Origin of the sequence: Halobacterium sp. KA-6 (genome assembly GCF_021029015.1) — an archaeon.
Lineage (GTDB): Archaea > Halobacteriota > Halobacteria > Halobacteriales > Halobacteriaceae > Halobacterium.
Map to the genome: position 1 here is coordinate 123,372 of NZ_JAJJZH010000007.1, position 19,350 is coordinate 142,721.

Sequence of the window (19,350 nt, forward strand, 5' to 3'; positions counted from 1 at the left end):
TGCGCGCGGGTCGTAGCCCGGGGTGTGTGTACGCTGGCATTCGCGTGGCAGGAATACGACGACGCGCCGCTCGTGGTCGGGGCGAACCGCGACGAGGCAGTGGGCCGGCCGTCCTCGCCGCCCGCCGTCCGCGGCGCGAACCCCGCAATTCTGATGCCCAGAGACGAGGAAGCCGGCGGGACGTGGCTGGGCGTGAACGAGCACCGCGTGTTCGTCGGCGTGACCAACAGGGACGCGGACATCGAGGGCGAGCGCTCCCGGGGCCTCCTCGTCACTGACGCGCTCGCCGCGGGTTCCGCTGACGACGCCATCGGCACTGTTGAACGCGAGATTGCTGACCGCGAGTACGCGGGATTCAATCTCGTCATCGCGGACGAACACGAGTGCGTGCTCCTGGAGTGGGACGGCGTGTTGCGGACGCACGCCTTCAACCCAGGGACGCACGTCGTCGTGAACGCCGGCTTCGACGACGGCACCGAGAAGTCCCGCGCGGTCCGCGACGCACTTCGCGGTCACGACAACCCTGAAGCGTGGCGCGCTGCTGCGCGTGACGCGCTCCGGGACCACGAGACTGGGGCGTGCGTCCACCGCGACGGCTTCGGCACGCGGTCGTCGTCGCTCGTGACGATTCGTGCGGACGGAGATGTGACTTATGAGTTCGCTGATGGGCCGCCCTGTGAGACCGACTACCGGCGCGTGGACGGTCAGCTTTAAACCGCGCGCACACCCTGTTTCGTACATGAGCGCCGAAGCCACCGAGTCGGACCTCTCGGAGGACGAGCGACAGGGGCTGGAACTCGTTCGAGAGACGCGGGGCGTCCACCAAAGTGAGTTCTGGAAGGAACTGGACGTCTCCTCGCGGAAGGGCAGCCGCATCGCGTCGAAACTCGAAGAGAAAGGATTCGTCGAGCGCGAGGAGACGGTCCACGAGGGCAACACCACCTACCTCATCACGCCCGTCATCGACGAGCGCGCCCTCGACTTCTCGCTGCTGATGGCCGGGGAGATGCTGTCGCCGTTCGTCGGCGAGGAGGAGGTCGACGCCCAAAGCGACGCCTTCTCGCAGTGGATTATGAACCTCGCGTACGAAGACCAAATCGAACCCGAACCCGAACCCGAACCCGAACCGGAAGGAGAATTCTGAGCCGGCAAACTGTTCTCGCCGCTAGTCGCTAGCCGAGTCGCGCGCAATCACCAACGCAACTCCATCTTCTGTTTCGTCAGTTTCTGTCGCGTACAGCGCTACGAGCGCATTTTGAACGTCATCCGGAACGTCGGCGCGCTCGCGGACGTCCACCCACACCCGCTCGGGAACGCGGAGTATCCACGCGTCGGGGCGGCGTTCGACTAGGGGGTCGTCGCGGAACGCTTGGCGCCACTCGTAGACCAGGCCATCGACAGACCGACCGGGGTAGTCGGCGAGCGTTGCCTGCACGGACTCGGCTGCGTCGCGGAGCGCGGTTTCGGTGACGCCGCTGTCGGCGGCGACGCGCGCGACGGTCTCGTCGTCGAACGGGAGCATAGCTGTGCGTTCGATGGCTGCGAGGAAAATGCCACTCTATCCGGCGAGAACCGTCGGCGTTCAGTAATCGAGGTCGTCGGTCGTCGCGTCGAGCACGAGCACGACGGCCGCGCCGAGGACTGCCGCGACGAGGACACCGCCCGCGCTTGCTGCGGTCCACTCGGGGTTCGCGGCGCGAATCTGGATGGCGGGGGCTCGCAGCGCGCCCGCCATCAGCGCGACGAGGAACGTCAGCGTCGCCGCGCGGTAGTGGTCGAGCGCCCACTCGACGACGCGCGCAAACGACAGGATGCCGACGACTGCGCCCAGCATGAACACAACGAGCGTCGTCAGCGGCTCAATACTGGCAGCGAGGTCGCCGCCGAGCGCGGCGTCGGTCGCGTCACTAACTGCCGATGTCATCGTGTCGTACAACCCGAGCGTCAACAACAGGAGCGACCCCGAAACGCCGGGCAGCACCATCGCACAGATGGCGATAGCGCCCGCGAGGAAGACGACAGGGAGCACTTCGGGGAGCGCGCCCGCTTGGGCTTGCGCGCTCAGAACGAACGCGAGCACGAAACCGACGACGGCTGCTGCGACCCTACCCGGCGTGTCGACCGAGACTTCGCCGAGCAGCGCGACGACGGAGGCCGCGATGAGGCCGAAAAAGAACGCGAACGTCACGCCCGGGAAGTCGTTGATGGCGACGTGGACGACGTTCGCGACGGTGACGACGGCAGTGATGACGCCGACGCCCAGTAACGCAAGGAACGGGATGTCCATCCGGACGAGCGTCTCCACGAACTCCTCACGGGCGTCCGGGCTGCCCAGCTGTGGCACGAGCGCGAGCAAGCCCAGCGCTTCAACGGGATCCAGTGCCGCGATGGCGCCGACGAGGCGCTCGTAGATGCCCGTGATGAGCGCGATCGTCCCGCCCGAAACGCCTGGCACGGCGTCGGCAGCGCCCATCGCAGCTCCCTTCAGGTAGACCGCCAGCCAGGCGCGACCATCCATTATGCGTAACGACGGCCAAGTGCGCCTGCGACCGCGGGCACGGCGAACGCTGCGGCCGCGCCGAACGGCGACTGCAGGTCAACCGGGCCGCTTCCCGACGAGACCGTGTCGTCGGTCGTCTCTTGGATCGGCGACGCGGTCAGCGACTCCGTCTCGTTACCAGTCGAGTTGTTCACCTCGCCGAGTGTCGCCAGCTGGTGGCGCTCCAGGTCAACCGTTGCGCTGGAGCTGTTCTCGCCGATAACCTGGCCTTCCGTGACGTGGGTCGTGGCGTTCCATTTCACGATCTCGCGGTCGTCCGTGATCGTGTTCCCGGTCGTGATCTCGTACGGACCGGTGGCGCGAACCGACGTGTTCGTGTAGCCGTTCTCCGGACCGTACTCGTCGTAGCCGGTCGTCGAATACGGCACGGTCAGCTCGAAGTTCCCGTCAGGCCCAGTCTCGACGCGCTGGGTGTACGGGAACGTCGGCGCGCTTCCGTTCTCATTCCGCATCTCCGTGATTTCGAACGTCGAGGTGACTTCCAGCGTCGTGTTTGCGGGGCCGGTCCCCTCGATGGTTGCCCCCTCAACGCGCTCGAACAGCTTCACCGACGTCGGGTAGTACTGCGTCCCCAACTCACGTCCGGTGAGCCAGTAGTTCGCCGGCGCAGTAGCCTCATCGCTCACCCCGACCATGCGATAGTGATCGAGGGCTTCAACGTACTCACGCGGTGACGAGCCGACGCCACCGATCTGTGCGGTGGTGTCGTTGGCGACGGCCTGTTCGGCTGCCTGCATGCTGTTGTACTGGCGCGTCCAGTTCTGCTGGTTCGAAATATCGAACCACGGGAGCCCACCGCGATTCTCCCGCCAGTCGACGACCACGGGATCAACCGACTTCGCGCTCCCGTGGTACCGGTAGAGCTTGACCATCATCGAGTCGTAGTACTCCTGCGAGCGGATCGCCTGCGTCCCGAACCGTGGGTTCTGCAGGAGCTGTGCTGCTGCCACCTCGTTATCTTGATACTGGGCGATGACTGACCGCGTGTAGAAGTCCGACTGCGAGAAGTTCCGCGGACCATCGTAGAAGGCGGTTGGTGCAGAGAACTTCTGGAGCGGCAGCACCATCTGCCAGTCCACGGCGACGTACCGCGTCTTTGCGTCGTCTTCTTCAACCGCCCCCAGCGCGTTCGCGGTCTCCGTCTCGTTTTGCGCGAGCAGGAAGTTCGCGGCTTCGGTGGCGTGCTGCTGGAACGGGTTCGCAACTGGGATCGTCTGGCCTTCGACGGTCATCCAGTGGCCGTAGTCCCACCACGACATTACGCCGTACGCGCCCTCGGGATAGTCGTAGTCGTTGGTCTGGCTGTACGTCCCGTAATAGTCTAGTTGGTCGGCATTACCTGCGCCAGCGAAGTTGCCCTGCTCGGGCGTGTTCGCATTCATCCACTCCATCGCGTCATCCCAGCTCGTCACTGCACCAGGGCTGTTCGACGAACCGGCTGCTGTCGCCGACTGAAGCGGGACCTGTCGATTCTGGTTGTTCGTCAACTGAATCGGACTGTCGCTGGTGCCGGCCGCGGACGCGGCCACGGGCGCTGCAATTGGCACCAGCACGACCAATATGACGGCAACCACTGTCCCAACCTGATACCAGTCAATGTCTTCGAGCTGGGATGCCGGCTTGTCGAGACTCACGAGGCCGAGCACGACCTTCAGCACGTACGCGTTCAGCACGACTACCGGGACAACGAGATAGTAGTTGAACCGCACCTGCGTGAACGCTGCCGAAGTAATGAACGCACCCCAAACAACCACGAGCAGCTGCTCTGCGTCGTAGTCGCCAGTCACCGTGACCGCGGTCAGCGTCACGCCAACGATTGCGAGTGCGCCAAGCTGGCCGTCAAGGCCGAGCAGCGTGCCGACCGCGTCGCCGATGGCCGGCACCGCGAAGACCGAGCCGACCACGACAACGGCGACCGCCGCGCCACCCATGCGCTTGGGGTTTCCGCTGAGGATGTGTGGCCGAAGGAGAATCCACGCCGCGCCAAGGAGCGCGGTGAAGAATGCCATCCCATATTCGAGGAAGATAACGCCGAACATGCCGAGGCCAAGACGCCCCGACTGTGCGAGGAACGGCTGCGCTTCACCGATTGTGCGCGTGGCTGCGCCAGCGCTGAACCCGATAAAGCGCAGGAGGTTCGATTGGAGCATCCCCCAGAACTCGGGAAGCACGACGGTTACTACGCCGAGTCCCACGACGAGGATGCCGAATACGGCGAGCGGATACGACGATGCGTCAAGCTCGCGGTCGTCCCACTCGCGAGCGAGCCACGCGAGGAACACCGCGCCGACGCCCACGGCAATCGAGAACAGCGGTTGGAGGATGGAGAACTGCGACGGCGAGAACGAGAGCGTCGACAACGGCACCAACATCAGCAAGCCGGTCGTCACCGAACTGACGGCGGCGACGACGGCAACGTGGTCTGGGCTCGTGCCACTGTAGTAATCGCTCGTCAGCTTCACGAGGTAGAAGACGCCAAAGATGCCGACCAGCAGGATGCCCGGCGGCCACACCCACATGTAGACTGCGGTGGCAGCACCGGCGAGCACGCTCCACCCGACGACGCGACGAAGGCCGGCGACGTCGCGGTCAAGGAACTGCTCGTAGACCGGTTTCTCGCGCTGTGCGACGGCGAGCGCGATCATCGTCGCGAGCACGGCCAGCGACTGGAACAGCGGCTCCGCGCCGTTGTGGTCCGCAGCGCCGACGAGGCTTCGCGACAGGAAGTAGCCGGGGAGCAGTCCGAGAATGACCGCGGCGAAAACACCGCCAAGGCGGCCACCCAGTCGCTTCCCGATGAAGTACGTCGGGATCGTGAGTAACGCGCCGAAGACAGCGGGAGCGAACAGCAGCGTCATCGAAATCGTCTCCTGCGAAGGGCTGCCAAGCCCAACAACGAGGGCTGCTGTCGCAACAATCTGATCGAACAACGTCCCGAACTGGCCAACACCGACTCCAGTCGGGAACCCCGTCCAGACGTCGTACGGCATCGTCGACGGCCAGTTCTGGACGGTGTACATCACCTGCCGGAAGTGATAGTATGCGTCGTTGCCGGAGAAGTACACCTCTCCGTTCTGCGTGAAATTCTCCCACGCCTGTACGCGCACCCAGAACATGAACGCAAGCACCGCGCCCAGCACGGGTACATGATACCAATTTTCGAGAACATCGAGGGCTGAATCGGCCGATATGGAGGGCGCCCTCGACTCCTCGTTCTTCTCGCTCATTGGTGGTAGGGACTGACAGCGAGCGAATAAGCCTTGTGAAGTTCGTAGGCGATGCCGGCCTCGTGAACAGAACGTGGCGTTCTTTTGGTCAACGAAAGAAGACGATCACCTGGCTGTCCCAGCTTGGGTTCTCGTCTTGGTTGCCAGGCTACTGGCTGTTCGTGTCGGTCTGCTCGCTATCGCCGTCCACCGTAATGTACCATGTAGCGCCATCGGACCGGCCACCCCACTGTCGGACTTCCAACCGGGTTTCTGCAGTCTGTAATGCGGCCATTACTGAGCCAACGCGCTTTACGGACGCATCCAGTGCATCCGCGATATGGCGACTTTTCGTGAAGGCTGACCCGTTTTCGAGGCGTGATTCGAGATGCTCAACAATCCGCTGTTGCAGATCCTCATAGCGGTAACAGCGCGGAAACCCACCCCTTTAGGGGTGGGAGGAAGCGCATCCGCTCCGTGTAACAACCCACCGACTACGACAGGGTCGACTCCCTAATGCCCTCCTGCCGACAGTGTCGGCCAGAGCGGGAGTCCACGCTGAAAGCCCACGGCTTTAGCCGTGGGTTAGCTTACAGCTTCGTACAGCCACAATATCGCTGGAAAGCCGCGATGTAGGCATCAACTTTTCGGGCTCCAACTCGAGTCAACCAGCAGTAACCGGTCGTTCGCTCGTAGAAGCACTCCCTCAGGGGTGGAGAGGCAGCAAACAGTGTCGGGTGCGGTAGCGTGCCTTGGTTGTCACGGGAGTTGACGCCACTCCTGTCCACACTCCGGGCAGGCACGAATTGACCCAACCTCATCTGGCTCGTTCTTGGTTACCAGTTGCTCGCCACATTCCGCACATTCCAGGCGCTCATACATGTCCTTCTCAACCTCTCCTTCCCGGAGCGCACGCCGAACAGAGTCCATGTGGTGAGACGTGAATCTCTGCGACGTAAACTCTGTTGGTCGTATCAGATGCCCATCCCGGAAGAGGTGGGTTTCCACGCTGTTACCGCTGTGCGACGGGAGTTGTCAAGCCATTGTGTAGTGACCGACTCTCACCTGTTGGTGCTAGTTGGCAGCCACCCAAGATGTTTGGCGATAAGCAAGCCGATTATAGCGGTAACGAAGGCCAAGCCGATACTAAATGTTATATCGATAACTGAGTGACCGCCACGGACATCGTATCGGAAGTACCGAATCACACCCAGAAGGATAGCAATCAGCAGAACCGTACTGAGTTCCTGCGACGTAAGCTGTTGGAAAACCATATTGTTATGTGGCGCTGCCATCAGGAAGTATGTTCTTGCCGTTTGGCTGGTCAACGACATCTCGACGTTGCTCACCTTCGCGGACTCGCTCGTGGTGGCCTGATTCTTGATGTCATCCGAGGAGACGCCAGTGTTGCTGGTCGTGTAACGCCGCGCAAGCGTTTTCTTGGATAATGGGATAGTGAGCCTGTGCGCCGTCGAAAATTCCTCGCTGGAGTAACAGCCCTCCTTACAGTTCCACTTGCCGGCTGTGCACATCCCTCGAACGTACTTGATATGCGAGAAGCGACACCGCAGGCGCTGAGCGATGAGATGTCTCAAACACTCTCGCCCACGTCACGGGGGTACGAGACGATCACGGAGGCTGTCGCGAATGGATCTGCGACCGTCGCTGGAACCGCCCCACCGATTCACCCTGATGAGCCCATTCGATTGCACGACCACTACTATGAGGTCTCCATGACTACGGGTGCGAGCCGGGAGCGAACAGGCTACACCATTCAGGTGGATTACGACCCCGCGACGGTGGACTCGAACGCGACAATTGAGTACGCCGACTTGCCGGATGTCGATCAAACTGCGCTGGCTGGCGTTATTCCACCATCAGGTGAGCCACGAGATGGCGATGGATTCGACATCGGGAAACGACATCTGTATCCGGAATCCACAGCCGATGCCTCAGTGCTGGTTCCACGACAGCAGTACAAGTTTGTTCGCGATGGCGACTCGGTGTACCGCATTCAGGTCCATGCTGAGACGGTGACTGAAACCGAATATCGGTATGCAGTTACAGAAATCGCGACGAGCCCTGCAGCGTTCGCGGCGCAACTGCGGTCAACGTACCAGTTCACTCTTACCGGACTTTCGACGGCGGAACAGGATATTATCGAAGAGGCGATCGAAAGCGGCTACTTCAGTGAGGCGACGGATGCGTTCCGGTCAGTGATCGCTCGGTTTCAAGCGCATCAAGGCCTCGAAACGAGTGATTCGTACGGCACATGGCTGGTCGCGTATCAGGGGACTCCGTATATCGTCTACGCTGAGTTTCCATCAGAGGTAACCGCAGCCCCATCAGAAGACCGGTAGAGCGGCGAGAAAGGTCTGGCACCGGAATCAAACTGGACCAGAGAGAATAGCCAGCTTTGACCTGCTCTCTATCCTGAAAAGCGGATTTTAGCCTCACGCCTCGATAAACACAGCCGCGACTCTTTGCTCGATGCGGGATCGTGGTCCCGACTTAATTAGGCCGAGGTGTCTCGGCAAATGGGATTTAGGCAAACGTTTTTGCTTCCCACCAAGTTTGTAGTCTACGAATGACACGAAATGAGTCGAGCGTACGCCTCCCCGACAGTGTAGCCGGATACGTCGCGAACGATCTCGCGGTCATCACCGGAATCATCCACCTGTTACTCGCACCACAGTTCCTCAACTTCAGCCAGACACTCGGCACGCTGTTCCTCCTCAACGGACTCGGATTCTTGGGTGGGGTTGCACTCTATCTGACGAACTACTGGCGGCGAGAACTCTACCTCGTCGCCGCGGGATACGCCCTCGTGACGTTCATCGCATTCTTCGTGTACGGCGGCTTCGAGGGATTCGCCTCCGCGTTCTACATGCGTGACTCGCTCAACTGGAACGCCGTCGGAGCGAAAACAGCAGAAGTCCTCCTCATCCTCACCTCACTCTATCTATACGCAGATTCTGAGTGAGACATTCTCACGGCTTCCACGTGTCTTACAGCGGAATCAGCGCGAAAGCCCACGGCTTCAGCCGTGGGATGAAGCGCGTAAGCTTGATTGGCAGGCCGCCCGTAGGGTGGCCTGCCGAGGGCGGGGCAAGCCCACCAAAGCCGCTGTCCCGCCTGGGAGCCACACTGACTTGGCTCAGAACGCCGGCATCCGACCGGCGAACTCCCACGTGGGGATGCCCGTCTGTGACGGGCGCTGGTCTGTGGCCAGCACAACCCCACGACTTCAGTCGTGGGAGAAGTCAGTTTGAGGTTCCTACCGCTCTAGACTTGCGGGATTTAGCGTGGCCTTCGCCACCACCCTCTGTGACATTCTCCCCCGGCTAAATGCGGGGGCTTCCTACGAAGTCAGTCTTCGCTGAGTTGGGAACCTCGGATTCCTATCCCGTCATGATACAGGGAATAAGCAAGTGAGATTATGGGAATGGGGTGGCCGCTCGTTTGTGGGAATGTATTAAGTTTCGGGCTGCTAACTTGAATGGTAACGTGTCCAGATCCACACCCCCGACTCACAAAATCCAGGTGCTCCATGTTGATGATGAGCCGGATCTGGCGGAGTTAGCTGCGGAATTTCTGAGCCGCGAAGACGACCGGCTGTCCGTGCAAACGGCGACAAACGCCGAATCCGGCTTAGATATTCTGGCGGATCACGAGATCGATTGTATTGTCTCTGACTACGATATGCCCGGGAAGAACGGGATTGAATTCCTCGAGACCGTTCGAGACGAACATCCTGACCTGCCGTTCATTCTCTTTACTGGGAAGGGATCGGAGGAAATTGCTAGCGACGCGATTTCGGCAGGCGTCACAGATTACCTGCAGAAGGACACGGGATCGAGTCAATACACCGTCCTTGCAAATCGCATTACCAACGCGGTTGAACAGCACCGGTCGATGCGTGCTCTCGAAGCCAGTCAGGAGCGACTGTCGATGTTTTTCGAACAGTCACCCCTGGGGGTGATCGAGTGGACGGAGGACTTCGAGTTCGCTCGAATGAACGAGGCAGCGGAAACCATTCTTGGCTATGATGAAGCCGAGCTGCGTGGCGAATCGGGACACGTAATTGTTGAGGACGCCGAACAGGACGACGTTGCAGCAATTGTCGCTGAGTTACTGGAGAATAAGGGTGGATACCACAGCATCAACCAGAACGTCCGCAAGGACGGCGAGCGATTAATCTGTGAATGGCACAACCGTGTCGTTACTGACCAAGCAGGTGAGGTTGTCGCGATCTTCTCACAGTTCCAGGATATCACCGAGCGCCGCAACCAACAGAAAGAGGTCGAGCGACATCGAGCGGTCATTCAAGCGGCGACGAACACCATTCTCACGCTTGACGACACGGGCGACATTCAGTCGGTGAATCCAGCTGTCGAAGCCACGTTCGGATACGCGCCTACGGAAGTCCGTGGCGAATCGGTAACGAAGCTGCTGACGGAGACGTCGGCCGAACGCTATCAATCCATATTCACCGAGAATCCCGAAACTGAGGCGGCTCCGTTTGACTGGATGGATGCTGAGCTGGAGGGCCAACACAGAGACGGCACAGCAATCCCAATATCGGTAACCTTCAGTGAAGTCACCCACGAAGGCGAGCAGTTGTTCGTCGGAATCATTCGAGATATCTCCGAGCGGAAATCCCGGGAAGCTGAACTGCAACGCAAAGAACGCGGTATCAAGCGGTGTTTAACGATCCGAATATTCTTGTGGGCTTGATCGACACGGACGGCCGAGTGCTGGACAGCAATCGCACCGCACTCGAGTATATCGATTCCCCATTTGCCGCTGTCGATGGTGAGTATTTCTGGGAAACACCGTGGTTCTCTCATTCGACGGATCTACAAGCGGATGTCAAAGGCTGGGTTGAGCGCGCTGCAGCCGGGGAATACGTCGAATTTGAGGCTGACCACGTGCGGCCAAACGGGGACCGATCAGTCGTTAAAGGTGTATTCAGGCCGGTAACCGGCGACGACGGCGCTGTTGTCTCGGTTCTTGTGTCAACACGCGATATCACCGACGAAAAAGAACGAAAGCAGGAACTCCAGTTGTTTCGGACGCTGTTGGACCAGTCCACAGACAGCGTACTCGTAATCGATCCGGAGACCGCTCAGTACTTGGACGTGAATCGAACTGCGCACGAACGGCGCGGCTACACCAAACGCGAGATGTTGGATGCGACGGTGATGGACATCGAGACGGAACTACCGGATTTGGCGGCGTGGCAGTCGTTCGTCGACAAGCTCAAAGCGGAGACGGAGCTCATGTTTGACGGTACGCATCGGCGCAAAGACGGCTCCACCTACCCCGTTGAGGTCAACGCGACGTACCTCGAACTCGATCGCGACTACGTTGTGGCGATCGCCCGTGACGTCACCAATCAGCGAGCGCATCAACAGGAATTAGAGTGGGCGAATACAGTGCTTTCGACGTTATTGGAGACGCTACCGATTGGGGTGCTCGCCGAGGATGCGGATCGAGAGGTTTTAATCGCGAACGAGCGGCTCGTCGATTTATTTGATATTGGTGAGTCACCGGATGACCTCGTCGGCGCGAACTGCGAACAGCTCGCCGAACAAGCCAGTGGCATAGTCGCCGATTCGGCTGGCTTCCTTGACCGAGTGAACGAACTCATCAGTGGGCATGCGTCGGTACAGGATGAGGAGGTTGTCCTCGCAGACGATCGGACATTTGTACGAAGTTATCGATCGATTGCTCTCCCTGATGGCGCTGGTCATCTGTGGACATATCAGGATATCACCGAGCGGAAAACCTACGAAGCACGGCTGGAAGCGCTCAATGAGCGGGCGCAAGACGTGATGGCAGCAGACACCCGTGAGGAGGTTGCAGAGATCGGCGTCGATGCGGCCCGGGACGTGCTCGGCCTCGATGCGAACGCAATCCATCTTGCGAACGACAGCCAGTCTGCCCTTCTCCCGACTGCTGCAACGGACGCGCTCTACGATCTCATCGGGACCCCGCCAGTATTCACCGAAGGTGATGGGATTGCATGGCGTGCCTACGACCACGGTGAAGCGCTCGCCATCGACGATGTCCGTACTGATTCGGATGTGTACAATCCAGATACGCCAATCCGAAGTGAACTGCATCTCCCGCTCGGCGAGTACGGGATTTTGATTGCTGGGTCACCGATGCGTGCGGCGTTCGATCAACAGGATTTGGTACTGGGTGAGATCCTGGCAGGGAGTCTTGTAACCGCGCTTGATCAAATGACGCGCACCGAACAGCTGCGGGCTCGCGAGCAAGAGCTCCAACGGCAAAACGACCGGCTTGAGGAATTCGCGAGCGTCGTCTCTCACGATCTCCGGAATCCACTAAATGTGGCGAAGGGCCGCGTCGAACTGGCCCAGAGCGAATGCGCCTCCGAGCATCTCGATGAAGTGACGCGTGCCCATCGCCGAATGACCACCTTGATTGAAGACTTGCTCGCGCTCGCGCGAGACGGCCAGCAAGTAAATGCGGTGGAGCCAATTTCGTTCCAGAGCGTCGTCCAGGAATGCTGGGGGAACGTCGCAACTGGTGACGCAACACTTGAAGTGACTGATGAGGCGACGATCCACGCAGACTCAAATCGGCTGCGACAACTCCTTGAAAATCTGTTGCGCAACGCGGTCGAACACGGCGGATCCGAGGTAACGATTACTGCTGGTGCCACCGAGGATGGCTTCTACATAGCGGATGACGGACCCGGCATTCCCGCGGATGCACGCGAGAAGATCTTCGAAACCGGGTACTCAACCAGTGAAACCGGGACTGGGTTCGGATTAAGTATAGTCAAACAGATCGTCGACGCCCACGACTGGCAGATCGACGTTCGTGAAGCTGAAACCGGGGGCGCACGCTTCGAGATTACCGACATCAAGCAGCCAGACACAACGGACACATCCGAGACAGAGACTGATGAGGGTGGAACCACAGCAAAGTAGCTGTGCGTTCCCTAGGTGTTGTTGGATTCGGGCTGTTGGGACTGCGTAAGTTGTTGGATGGCGGTGTTGATTTCGTGGACTTGAGCGGTTTGTTCTTCGTTGGCTGCGGCGACGGCTTCGATTTCGGCTGCGACTTGGTCAGCTTGATCCACGAGTTCGTCAACCATGCTGGCGACTTCCTCGGCGGAGGCTGCTTGGTCGCTGGTGGCGTCGGAGACCTCCTGGATGCCCTGTGAAGCCTCAGCAACTGCATCGGCGATGTTTTGGAGGGTTTCCATGGCGGATTCGACCTGCGTAATTCCTTGATCGAGTTCCGTAGTCGTCTGTTCAAGGCTGTCGACGGCGTTCGCGGTGTCGGCTTTAATCGCGTCGACCATCGCCTCAATTTCGTTGGCGTGGGCCTTGGATTCTTCAGCCAGTGATTTGACTTCGTCCGCAACGACAGCGAAGCCATCGCCAGCCTCGCCCGCTCGAGCAGCCTCGATCGAGGCGTTCAACGCTAGCATATTGGTCTCTTCGGCGATGTCATTGATCACTTCGACAACCTCGTCGATCTCATCGATTCGACGTTGGAGCTGCTCAACGTCGTCGGCGACATCGTGGGCGGAATCGTCGACGTTATGCATCATTTCGATGGCGTCGGTCGCCGCGTCGTGGCCTTCCGCGGCTAGCTGTTCAGCGTGGTCGCTGGTCTCAGCGACACGATCAGCTGTGGCAGCGATCTCCTCAACAGTCGCGCTCATGTTGCCGACTTCGCTGCTGATCTCTTCGGTTGCGTCGGCTTGCTGGTTGGCGATTCGACTGATGTCGTCTGCGCTGTCGGCGATATCCTCGCTGGACTCCTGGAGTTCCTCAATCGGTTGGGCGAGATCCTGTTCGACATTCTGGATGAGTTGAGTGCGGTCCTGGAGTGCGTTCTGTAGTTCCTGATTGTAGGAGTGGATGTAGGTGTCTGCAACGACCTGCATGTCGAGGTTAATGATGCGGAGGATCGCGAGGACTTCTTCGAGCCCACGGTCAAGCTCGTCTCTGACCACGTCACCAACCGCTGCTTTGCCGGATCGCTCGCCCTCTTGTACTGCAGCGTCAGGCGTCGTGTCGTTGGTTGGGAGGTGGTCAAGGAGCCGTTGTTGGATGCGGTCGAAGAGAATGGGGAAAATGAGATCGTAGTAGACGCCGTATTGGCCGAGGTAGTGTTTCATCGGCATCTCCAGTAAGTCGTGGATTTTGCCGATGCGCGCGCGGTCACGGAAATAGTCCATTCCGTACTCCCCGCTGGCAAGGGTGACGAGGTAGGCAGACTGTGTTCGCTTCAGTTGCTCGAGTGCCTTCGGTGAGCGGCCAAGAACGTCGACAGTCTGTTCGTGATCGGTGAGATTTTCATAGAACCCGTCGGCGATTTCGTCGGTGTGCTCGCGGAACAGAGGCGCCAGTTCCGTGAGGTGCTGCTCGTCGGTTTCGTCAAAGCCGACGAATTCCTTCCGCCATGCAATCTCGTCTTCAGTAAGCCCACAGTCGGCAACAAGTTGGTCGACGTCAAGTTGTGAATTCAGGCCGCCTTGTCCGAATTCGTTCGCCCAGTCTTTCATATGGCGAATCCGCTACCCGCAGTACCTAAAAGTATCTCTCACTCCCAGTTGTGGAGAATGTACTCACCCACGCACGGTTCGGGGGGTCAGTTGGATGTCGGGGTGGTAGTGACCTCGTTGAATTTGCGGCCGGAGCGTTCTGTGGGGGAGAGTTGATAAAACGTCATCAAAAGTTCATCGGGAGAGTGCTCGGGGTAGACGTTGAGCGTGGGGATGTCGGCGTTTTCGGCGATTGCTGTTGATGCGATCGTTTGGTCGTCGTCGGGAACTGGTTCGACTGGTCCGCGGACGATGACGCTTTTGCTGGGCGTGTCGGTATAGACGGTGAGTGTAGCGGTGTCAGTTGTTTCGAGGAAGGCCATTTTCTGACTGTCCGGATGGTGCACGAATTGGAAATACAGGTGGTCGCCGTCGTAGCCAAACGACTCTGGGATTGCGTATGTCTCCTTGCCATCGGTGAGCGAGAGAACACCAGCGCCCGATTCTCTCAATAGCGTATCAATCTCGTCGCAGGAAAGCTCGGTAGTCATGGCCCGAACTTGTTTGGTTGAGTCTTTATCGGTTTTGCTATGATAACGAACAGTACCGGCCGATGGTGGTCGATGGATCCCATAGAGTAACATCCTATCGGTAGAGGCGGTCGAAAACCCACGAATGCAACTTCTTGTTCCCCGTTTTCCTCAGTCTGACTCACGCACGTCTTCAGGTCAGCTTATCGCGAGCGTGCCAACACCGCGGTCGACACACTCGGGATGATCGCGTCCGTGAGAACGTGGTAGAAGTGGGTTTCACGGTCTGCAAGTTTTTCGACATGCCCCATCTCGACTTCTCCGACGAGCCGCTCTGCCCCTCAGAACCGTCCTTTGAGCGTCGAGTGTATTGCACCGACAACGAGCAGCAGCCCGATGCCCATCACGAGAAATGGTTTGTTACTACTTTCGTGCTTGAGATACGCGTTCCCGGGCGCGTCGGACGGCACGTACGCTGACACCGTATCACCGGGTTCGACGCCAGCTAGTTGTGACCGTGCGTCCTCTCGACTATTGAATTCGCGTGGCAGCTTGCCTGGATACACGTTCGAGCTCGTGTACTGATCGCCCGCGTACGTGTAGTTATACGTTGCGTGCAGAGTGTACGTATCCCCTTTGCCGCTGTTCGTCTCCACCGAAATATCCGTGACTGTGGCCTCGACGGTTGCCGCAGAATCTAACGCGGATGTCTGCTCCATGTAGCTGTAGCCACCGTACGCGATTGCGGCGACTCCGAACAGCAAGGCAAGGGCTATTCGAACCCACCCTGTTGGCCCATTCAGTTCCATATCTGACCGCGTTTCACCTCCTCTGTTGAAAACATGGAGGGTCGATTGCTCAAAGAGAAACCCAGTCACAAGGCGGTGCTTGCGAGTGCAACGCTGACTCAATGCGAAACGCACGGCGGTTGTCCTCCCGCATGGCGTTCGCCATGAGAGTAGTCAAGTTGATGTCGAGTCTGACCACAGTGTGACCGTCACGGTGGTGCCGGTGGGCTCTCGTTGGTCGAACGCCAGTTCGCCACCGAGCGACTCAGTAATCCAGTTGGCGAGCCAGAGCCCGACGCCGCTGCCGTGTTCAAGCGGCGTCTCCGCTCCGTCATGCATTGCAGTCTGCTCATGCGCTGGGATCCCCGGCCCATTATCGGCAATCGTTATCCTGACAGGACCGTCGTGTCGGTTGGCGCGTTCAACAACCACGTTGATGCGTGGCGTTGGCTGTTCGGTATGCGTAATTCCGTTCTCAATTAACTCCGTAAGGAGTCGCGAAAGCAACCACCGATGGGAGACAATCCGCAGCTCCTTGGGCGCCCGCACCTCGATCTCACAGTCATGCTCGCCCGCCAACTGCTCCGTGACCGACTGGACGACGCCGACGATATCAACTTCTGACCGGGGCTCGTGTGCCTTCGAAACTACCTCATCAATATCCCGAGCTTTGGTGCCGAGCTCCGCGAGCGAGTGCAGCTTCGAGCGGATGGTCGTCTGCACATCCGGGTCCGTGATTTCATTGGTGTGCGCTAGTGCGGTATCGATGTCGTTCCGAAGATTGTGCCGGAGGACGCGTGTGAGCACCGCAAGCTGTTGTTCACGCGTTGTTTTCGCAGTGATATCCCGCGCGAGTAGAGTTGTACCGAGCCGAGCATTATCACCATCTTGGAGGGGTGAAACGCTAATTTCGAACTGTCGGGGGCCGGTGGGTGTCTGGAGCGTCGTGCGTTGCACGCCATCCGCGGGGATGTGTGAGAGGTCGTCGAACACGGCGTCAATCGGCTGCCCAATCGTGTCCTCAGACGGTTGTTGACAGAGGTCCGTGGCCGCCGCATTCATATCGACGATCTGGTTGCTTGGGTCGAGGATGAACAGGGCTTCGGTGAGATCTTCGAGGACTTCGTCGCGGGCGACGTACTCGGCCTCGGGAAAGGTGGTGAACAGTGAATACGTTCGAATCGCGTACATGAACGCGATCGCACTGAGGAGAAAGCCGAGACTGGATATATCTACGGGAAGAATGCTGACGGTCGTGCCGTCCTCGACGGGTCGAGTAAGCGTGCTTATGAGTACCGCGAGAACTGGAGCGGCGATCGCCACCCCGAGCACAGCTACCTGCGTGATTGGGACCTGTCTGTATCGTTGGGTGAGCCGGAACAGGAGATAGATTCCCAGCACGAACAGGGCAGCGAGATACAGATACAGCGTCGTATACACGACGGCTAGCACACCGCTGACGGGCGCCACCTGGCTGGTCAGTGGTGTTACCATCAACACACGGATCACGAGGTCAACACCCACTGGCGAGAGCATCACCAGCACGCGTCGGGTCGTGGCGTACTGGCGGTGGCCAGTATAGCGACGAATATACACGAACCAGAAGACCACCGCACACCCTCCGGCAGCGGCCGCTCCCAGCGAAACGACGGTCTGGCTAAAACCGGTCACAAACGATGGGCCGAAGAGATTGGGCAGCATCGTAAGCCACCCCCAAGCGGTCAGTGAGACGACCGTCCAGATGAAGGCGGCTGCGACGTGCTCGTTTCGATGCTGGATTGCGTAGCCGCTGGCAGCTACCAACAGCCCGGCTGCGAGCAATCGGAATGTCTGCAAGACCAGCGCGAGATCTACAGTCATCATACCATTAGTGAAGCCTCTCGGGAACCAGTTCCAAGATACTCGGCTCCTGCCGGCGATGAAAACGAGACACTCCCGTCCTATGAAATTTCATACTGCGCAAACTTGCTGCCACCGCATGTTGGACACTGGTTGGCCTCGCGAGAGACCGTCGTCCCACAGCTTCGGCATTCAACGACCAGCTCGGGCTCGCTGACCGAACGCAGGCGAGCGAGGACTGCGCGAACCCCCATCGTGGAAAAGATCACGACGTGCGTGCACGTAGTAGTAGTGGTTACTGATCTCCATCGCCAGGGGCTTCGCCGCCCAGCAGTGAGACAGCGATCGTAGCGTTCGCTTTCGCGAACGCGTTCAGGATGTGCAACGACCCAAAGACGAGTACAGCCCCGATTGGAACGGCGATAATTCGTTGCGTGGTCGTCTCGAAGCTCTGGGCAACCCTCCAACCGACAATCTGGACGTGGAATGCGCCCTCGGGAAAGACTGGTAACAAGAGCAGCTCCAGTGCTGTTCCGAGAAAAGAAACGAGCAAAATGAACGAGAGGATTCCGAGGAGGAATTTGAGCAGGATAAAGCCGAGTCCCCGCCAGGTCGACGGCGCATGCAAGTACACTTTGACAGTCTGGATAACCCCGCCACCAGCATCCTCAACATCACTGGGCGTCGGAATTTTGGTGCCGAGCAGCCGATTTGCGAGCCAGCGTTCGAACGCTGCGATGTACCGCAGGCCGATGACGGTCGCTGCAAGAATGCCTAGCCCAACCACGAGAATTGAGAGTCCAATTCCAAGCGTGAACCCAACACTCAGCAGAACGTAGTAGGCGACTGCGAGTGGAAATGCAACCACCAAATACAGCAGATTCTTGTACGTCTGGCGTTCCGCGATTACGCTCAGGAACCCCGAAATCCGGGATACACGGGTCCGCTTGCTCATATAACTACTACAGCCATTACCTCCCTAAACCCAGTCGCAGCATTTCCCCGTGAGAAACCCACAGTCCCGTCTCCACAATCGAACCACTCGGGTCAAGCATTGGCAGACGGTGGCTTCTCCCACGACATTCGTTGTGGGCCCGCTCCTCGCTTCGCTGGACGATCTTAGTTTGTTTTCTCGGTTGTTGTCGGCGCGGATTCGACGGTGACAGCGACCTCCGACCGTCCTGTTGGCGTTCGAATGCCGTACGTCAGCTCCGTTCCTGGGTCCGCGTTGGTACTACTCGCGGAGACTGTTGCTTCGCCGGCTGCTCCGGGATCGAGCGGGATGTCGAATCCTTTCGGTCGGTACAGGGGGTACGAGAAGTTGACCGCGCCACGGAACGTTCCTGGACCGTCGCCGACGTTTTCGGCAGCGACTGTGATTGTGAACGTCTCGTCGGGGTGGACTGTCTCGGGGGCGCTGGCACGCCACTCCCACGCGGGGGGTGGCGATGTCGCCTTCTCGGTACTGAGGGGCCACTCCCACGAGCCAGTTTCGCCGTCCAGCCGAAGCGATGGCGAGCTGTCGAGTTGTGCTGGAACATCGAACACGAGCCACCCACGTGGCTCGGTTTGCTCTCGTTCGGGTTTGTACACCTCCCCGGGTACGTCGACGTCAACCGGCATGGTGTCCGCAATATCTCTCGTAGTATAGCGTTCGTCGTCGGCGAGAAGCGTGAACGCGTCCCGGCCTGGGACTGACGCTGCGTCGGTAGCGTCTACAGTGACAAAGATGAACTGGCCGTCTGCTGGTTGAATTGCATTCCAGTCTGCTCTGTTGAATAGCGATCTATTCAGCTGATATCACGGGTTTAGAAGGGCGAAGCCGAGGAATTCGATTCTGTCCTATGGAAATCGATCTCCTCGACTTCATCGAGCAGTGTCGTGACCTAGCTAA

At 59.2% G+C, this 19,350-nt stretch carries 17 protein-coding genes and 1 pseudogene; 6 read left to right on the forward strand and 12 right to left on the reverse strand.

Annotated features, from left to right (window positions below; translation table 11 throughout):
* Nucleotides 1-24 precede the first annotated feature (24 nt).
* A complete protein-coding gene (locus tag LPA46_RS14185; RefSeq protein ID WP_230893039.1) occupies nt 25-714 on the forward strand; it encodes an NRDE family protein in 690 nt (229 codons plus the stop codon).
* A gap of 25 nt (nt 715-739) precedes the next feature.
* Nucleotides 740-1,144, forward strand: a complete 405-nt coding sequence (locus tag LPA46_RS14190; RefSeq protein ID WP_230893040.1) for a helix-turn-helix transcriptional regulator — start codon at nt 740-742, stop codon at nt 1,142-1,144.
* 21 nt (nt 1,145-1,165) lie between these two features.
* Here LPA46_RS14190 and LPA46_RS14195 read toward each other — a convergent pair whose 3' ends face one another.
* The 5 genes from LPA46_RS14195 to LPA46_RS19020 form a co-directional block, all read right to left on the reverse strand.
* Complete coding sequence (locus LPA46_RS14195) at nt 1,166-1,522, reverse strand: hypothetical protein (protein ID WP_230893041.1); 357 nt, start codon at nt 1,520-1,522, stop codon at nt 1,166-1,168.
* 60 nt (nt 1,523-1,582) lie between these two features.
* On the reverse strand, nt 1,583-2,518 hold the full coding sequence (locus LPA46_RS14200) for a DUF368 domain-containing protein (RefSeq protein WP_230893042.1): 936 nt from the start codon (nt 2,516-2,518) through the stop codon (nt 1,583-1,585).
* Nucleotides 2,518-5,787, reverse strand: a complete 3,270-nt coding sequence (locus LPA46_RS14205; RefSeq protein ID WP_230893043.1) for an oligosaccharyl transferase, archaeosortase A system-associated — start codon at nt 5,785-5,787, stop codon at nt 2,518-2,520. Before LPA46_RS14205 ends, LPA46_RS14200 begins: the two co-directional genes overlap by 1 nt.
* Nucleotides 5,788-5,935: 148 nt before the next feature.
* Nucleotides 5,936-6,178: a DUF7123 family protein gene (locus LPA46_RS19230; protein ID WP_442908257.1), complete on the reverse strand. Its 243-nt coding sequence runs from the start codon at nt 6,176-6,178 to the stop codon at nt 5,936-5,938.
* 347 nt (nt 6,179-6,525) lie between these two features.
* Nucleotides 6,526-6,696 carry an HVO_0758 family zinc finger protein gene (locus LPA46_RS19020; RefSeq protein WP_330166343.1) on the reverse strand — a complete coding sequence of 57 codons (171 nt, stop codon included), beginning with the start codon at nt 6,694-6,696 and terminating at the stop codon, nt 6,526-6,528.
* A gap of 533 nt (nt 6,697-7,229) precedes the next feature.
* Between LPA46_RS19020 and LPA46_RS14210 the strand changes: the two genes are divergently transcribed.
* The 4 genes from LPA46_RS14210 to LPA46_RS14225 all read left to right on the forward strand — a co-directional run bounded on the left by LPA46_RS14210 (nt 7,230) and on the right by LPA46_RS14225 (nt 12,731).
* Complete coding sequence (locus tag LPA46_RS14210) at nt 7,230-8,126, forward strand: hypothetical protein (RefSeq protein WP_230893044.1); 897 nt, start codon at nt 7,230-7,232, stop codon at nt 8,124-8,126.
* Nucleotides 8,127-8,353: 227 nt separating this feature from the next.
* The gene (locus tag LPA46_RS14215; protein ID WP_230893045.1) at nt 8,354-8,749 is read left to right on the forward strand and encodes a DUF7475 family protein; all 396 of its coding nucleotides are present in this window, start codon (nt 8,354-8,356) and stop codon (nt 8,747-8,749) included.
* Between the two features lie 560 nt (nt 8,750-9,309).
* Nucleotides 9,310-10,503, forward strand: a complete 1,194-nt coding sequence (locus LPA46_RS14220; RefSeq protein ID WP_230893046.1) for a PAS domain-containing response regulator — start codon at nt 9,310-9,312, stop codon at nt 10,501-10,503.
* Nucleotides 10,500-12,731, forward strand: coding sequence for a PAS domain-containing protein (locus LPA46_RS14225; protein ID WP_230893047.1), 2,232 nt, complete (start codon nt 10,500-10,502; stop codon nt 12,729-12,731). Before LPA46_RS14220 ends, LPA46_RS14225 begins: the two co-directional genes overlap by 4 nt.
* A gap of 11 nt (nt 12,732-12,742) precedes the next feature.
* On the opposite strand, the gene LPA46_RS14230 is transcribed toward LPA46_RS14225, so the two are convergent.
* From LPA46_RS14230 to LPA46_RS14255, 7 genes and pseudogenes are all read right to left on the reverse strand, one after another.
* Nucleotides 12,743-14,320, reverse strand: a complete 1,578-nt coding sequence (locus LPA46_RS14230; RefSeq protein WP_230893048.1) for a globin-coupled sensor protein — start codon at nt 14,318-14,320, stop codon at nt 12,743-12,745.
* 86 nt (nt 14,321-14,406) lie between these two features.
* Nucleotides 14,407-14,850, reverse strand: coding sequence for a pyridoxamine 5'-phosphate oxidase family protein (locus tag LPA46_RS14235; RefSeq protein ID WP_230893049.1), 444 nt, complete (start codon nt 14,848-14,850; stop codon nt 14,407-14,409).
* Between the two features lie 97 nt (nt 14,851-14,947).
* Nucleotides 14,948-15,172, reverse strand: a pseudogene (locus LPA46_RS19235) (RNA-guided endonuclease TnpB family protein); the annotation flags it as partial.
* Entirely contained in the window at nt 15,171-15,638 is a 468-nt protein-coding gene (locus LPA46_RS14240; protein ID WP_230893050.1) for a DUF3592 domain-containing protein, read from the reverse strand. The pseudogene LPA46_RS19235 and the gene LPA46_RS14240, both read right to left, overlap by 2 nt.
* Before the next feature lie 153 nt (nt 15,639-15,791).
* Entirely contained in the window at nt 15,792-17,480 is a 1,689-nt protein-coding gene (locus LPA46_RS14245; RefSeq protein WP_230893051.1) for an ATP-binding protein, read from the reverse strand.
* 271 nt (nt 17,481-17,751) lie between these two features.
* Nucleotides 17,752-18,411 carry a sensor domain-containing protein gene (locus LPA46_RS14250; protein ID WP_230893052.1) on the reverse strand — a complete coding sequence of 220 codons (660 nt, stop codon included), beginning with the start codon at nt 18,409-18,411 and terminating at the stop codon, nt 17,752-17,754.
* 164 nt (nt 18,412-18,575) lie between these two features.
* Complete coding sequence (locus LPA46_RS14255) at nt 18,576-19,079, reverse strand: hypothetical protein (protein ID WP_230893053.1); 504 nt, start codon at nt 19,077-19,079, stop codon at nt 18,576-18,578.
* Nucleotides 19,080-19,350: the final 271 nt, after the last annotated feature.

What these genes read in the sequence shown, in the direction of transcription:
- LPA46_RS14190 (WP_230893040.1), top strand. Translation starts at nt 740, where the DNA reads ATGAGCGCCGAAGCCACCGAGTCGGACCTCTCGGAGGACGAGCGACAG.
- LPA46_RS14195 (WP_230893041.1), bottom strand. Translation starts at nt 1,522, where the DNA reads ATGCTCCCGTTCGACGACGAGACCGTCGCGCGCGTCGCCGCCGACAGC.
- LPA46_RS14200 (WP_230893042.1), bottom strand. Translation starts at nt 2,518, where the DNA reads ATGGATGGTCGCGCCTGGCTGGCGGTCTACCTGAAGGGAGCTGCGATG.
- LPA46_RS14205 (WP_230893043.1), bottom strand. Translation starts at nt 5,787, where the DNA reads ATGAGCGAGAAGAACGAGGAGTCGAGGGCGCCCTCCATATCGGCCGAT.
- LPA46_RS19020 (WP_330166343.1), bottom strand. Translation starts at nt 6,696, where the DNA reads ATGGACTCTGTTCGGCGTGCGCTCCGGGAAGGAGAGGTTGAGAAGGAC.
- LPA46_RS14215 (WP_230893045.1), top strand. Translation starts at nt 8,354, where the DNA reads ATGACACGAAATGAGTCGAGCGTACGCCTCCCCGACAGTGTAGCCGGA.
- LPA46_RS14230 (WP_230893048.1), bottom strand. Translation starts at nt 14,320, where the DNA reads ATGAAAGACTGGGCGAACGAATTCGGACAAGGCGGCCTGAATTCACAA.
- LPA46_RS14235 (WP_230893049.1), bottom strand. Translation starts at nt 14,850, where the DNA reads ATGACTACCGAGCTTTCCTGCGACGAGATTGATACGCTATTGAGAGAA.
- LPA46_RS14240 (WP_230893050.1), bottom strand. Translation starts at nt 15,638, where the DNA reads ATGGAACTGAATGGGCCAACAGGGTGGGTTCGAATAGCCCTTGCCTTG.
- LPA46_RS14245 (WP_230893051.1), bottom strand. Translation starts at nt 17,480, where the DNA reads ATGATGACTGTAGATCTCGCGCTGGTCTTGCAGACATTCCGATTGCTC.
- LPA46_RS14250 (WP_230893052.1), bottom strand. Translation starts at nt 18,411, where the DNA reads ATGAGCAAGCGGACCCGTGTATCCCGGATTTCGGGGTTCCTGAGCGTA.
- LPA46_RS14255 (WP_230893053.1), bottom strand. Translation starts at nt 19,079, where the DNA reads ATGCCGGTTGACGTCGACGTACCCGGGGAGGTGTACAAACCCGAACGA.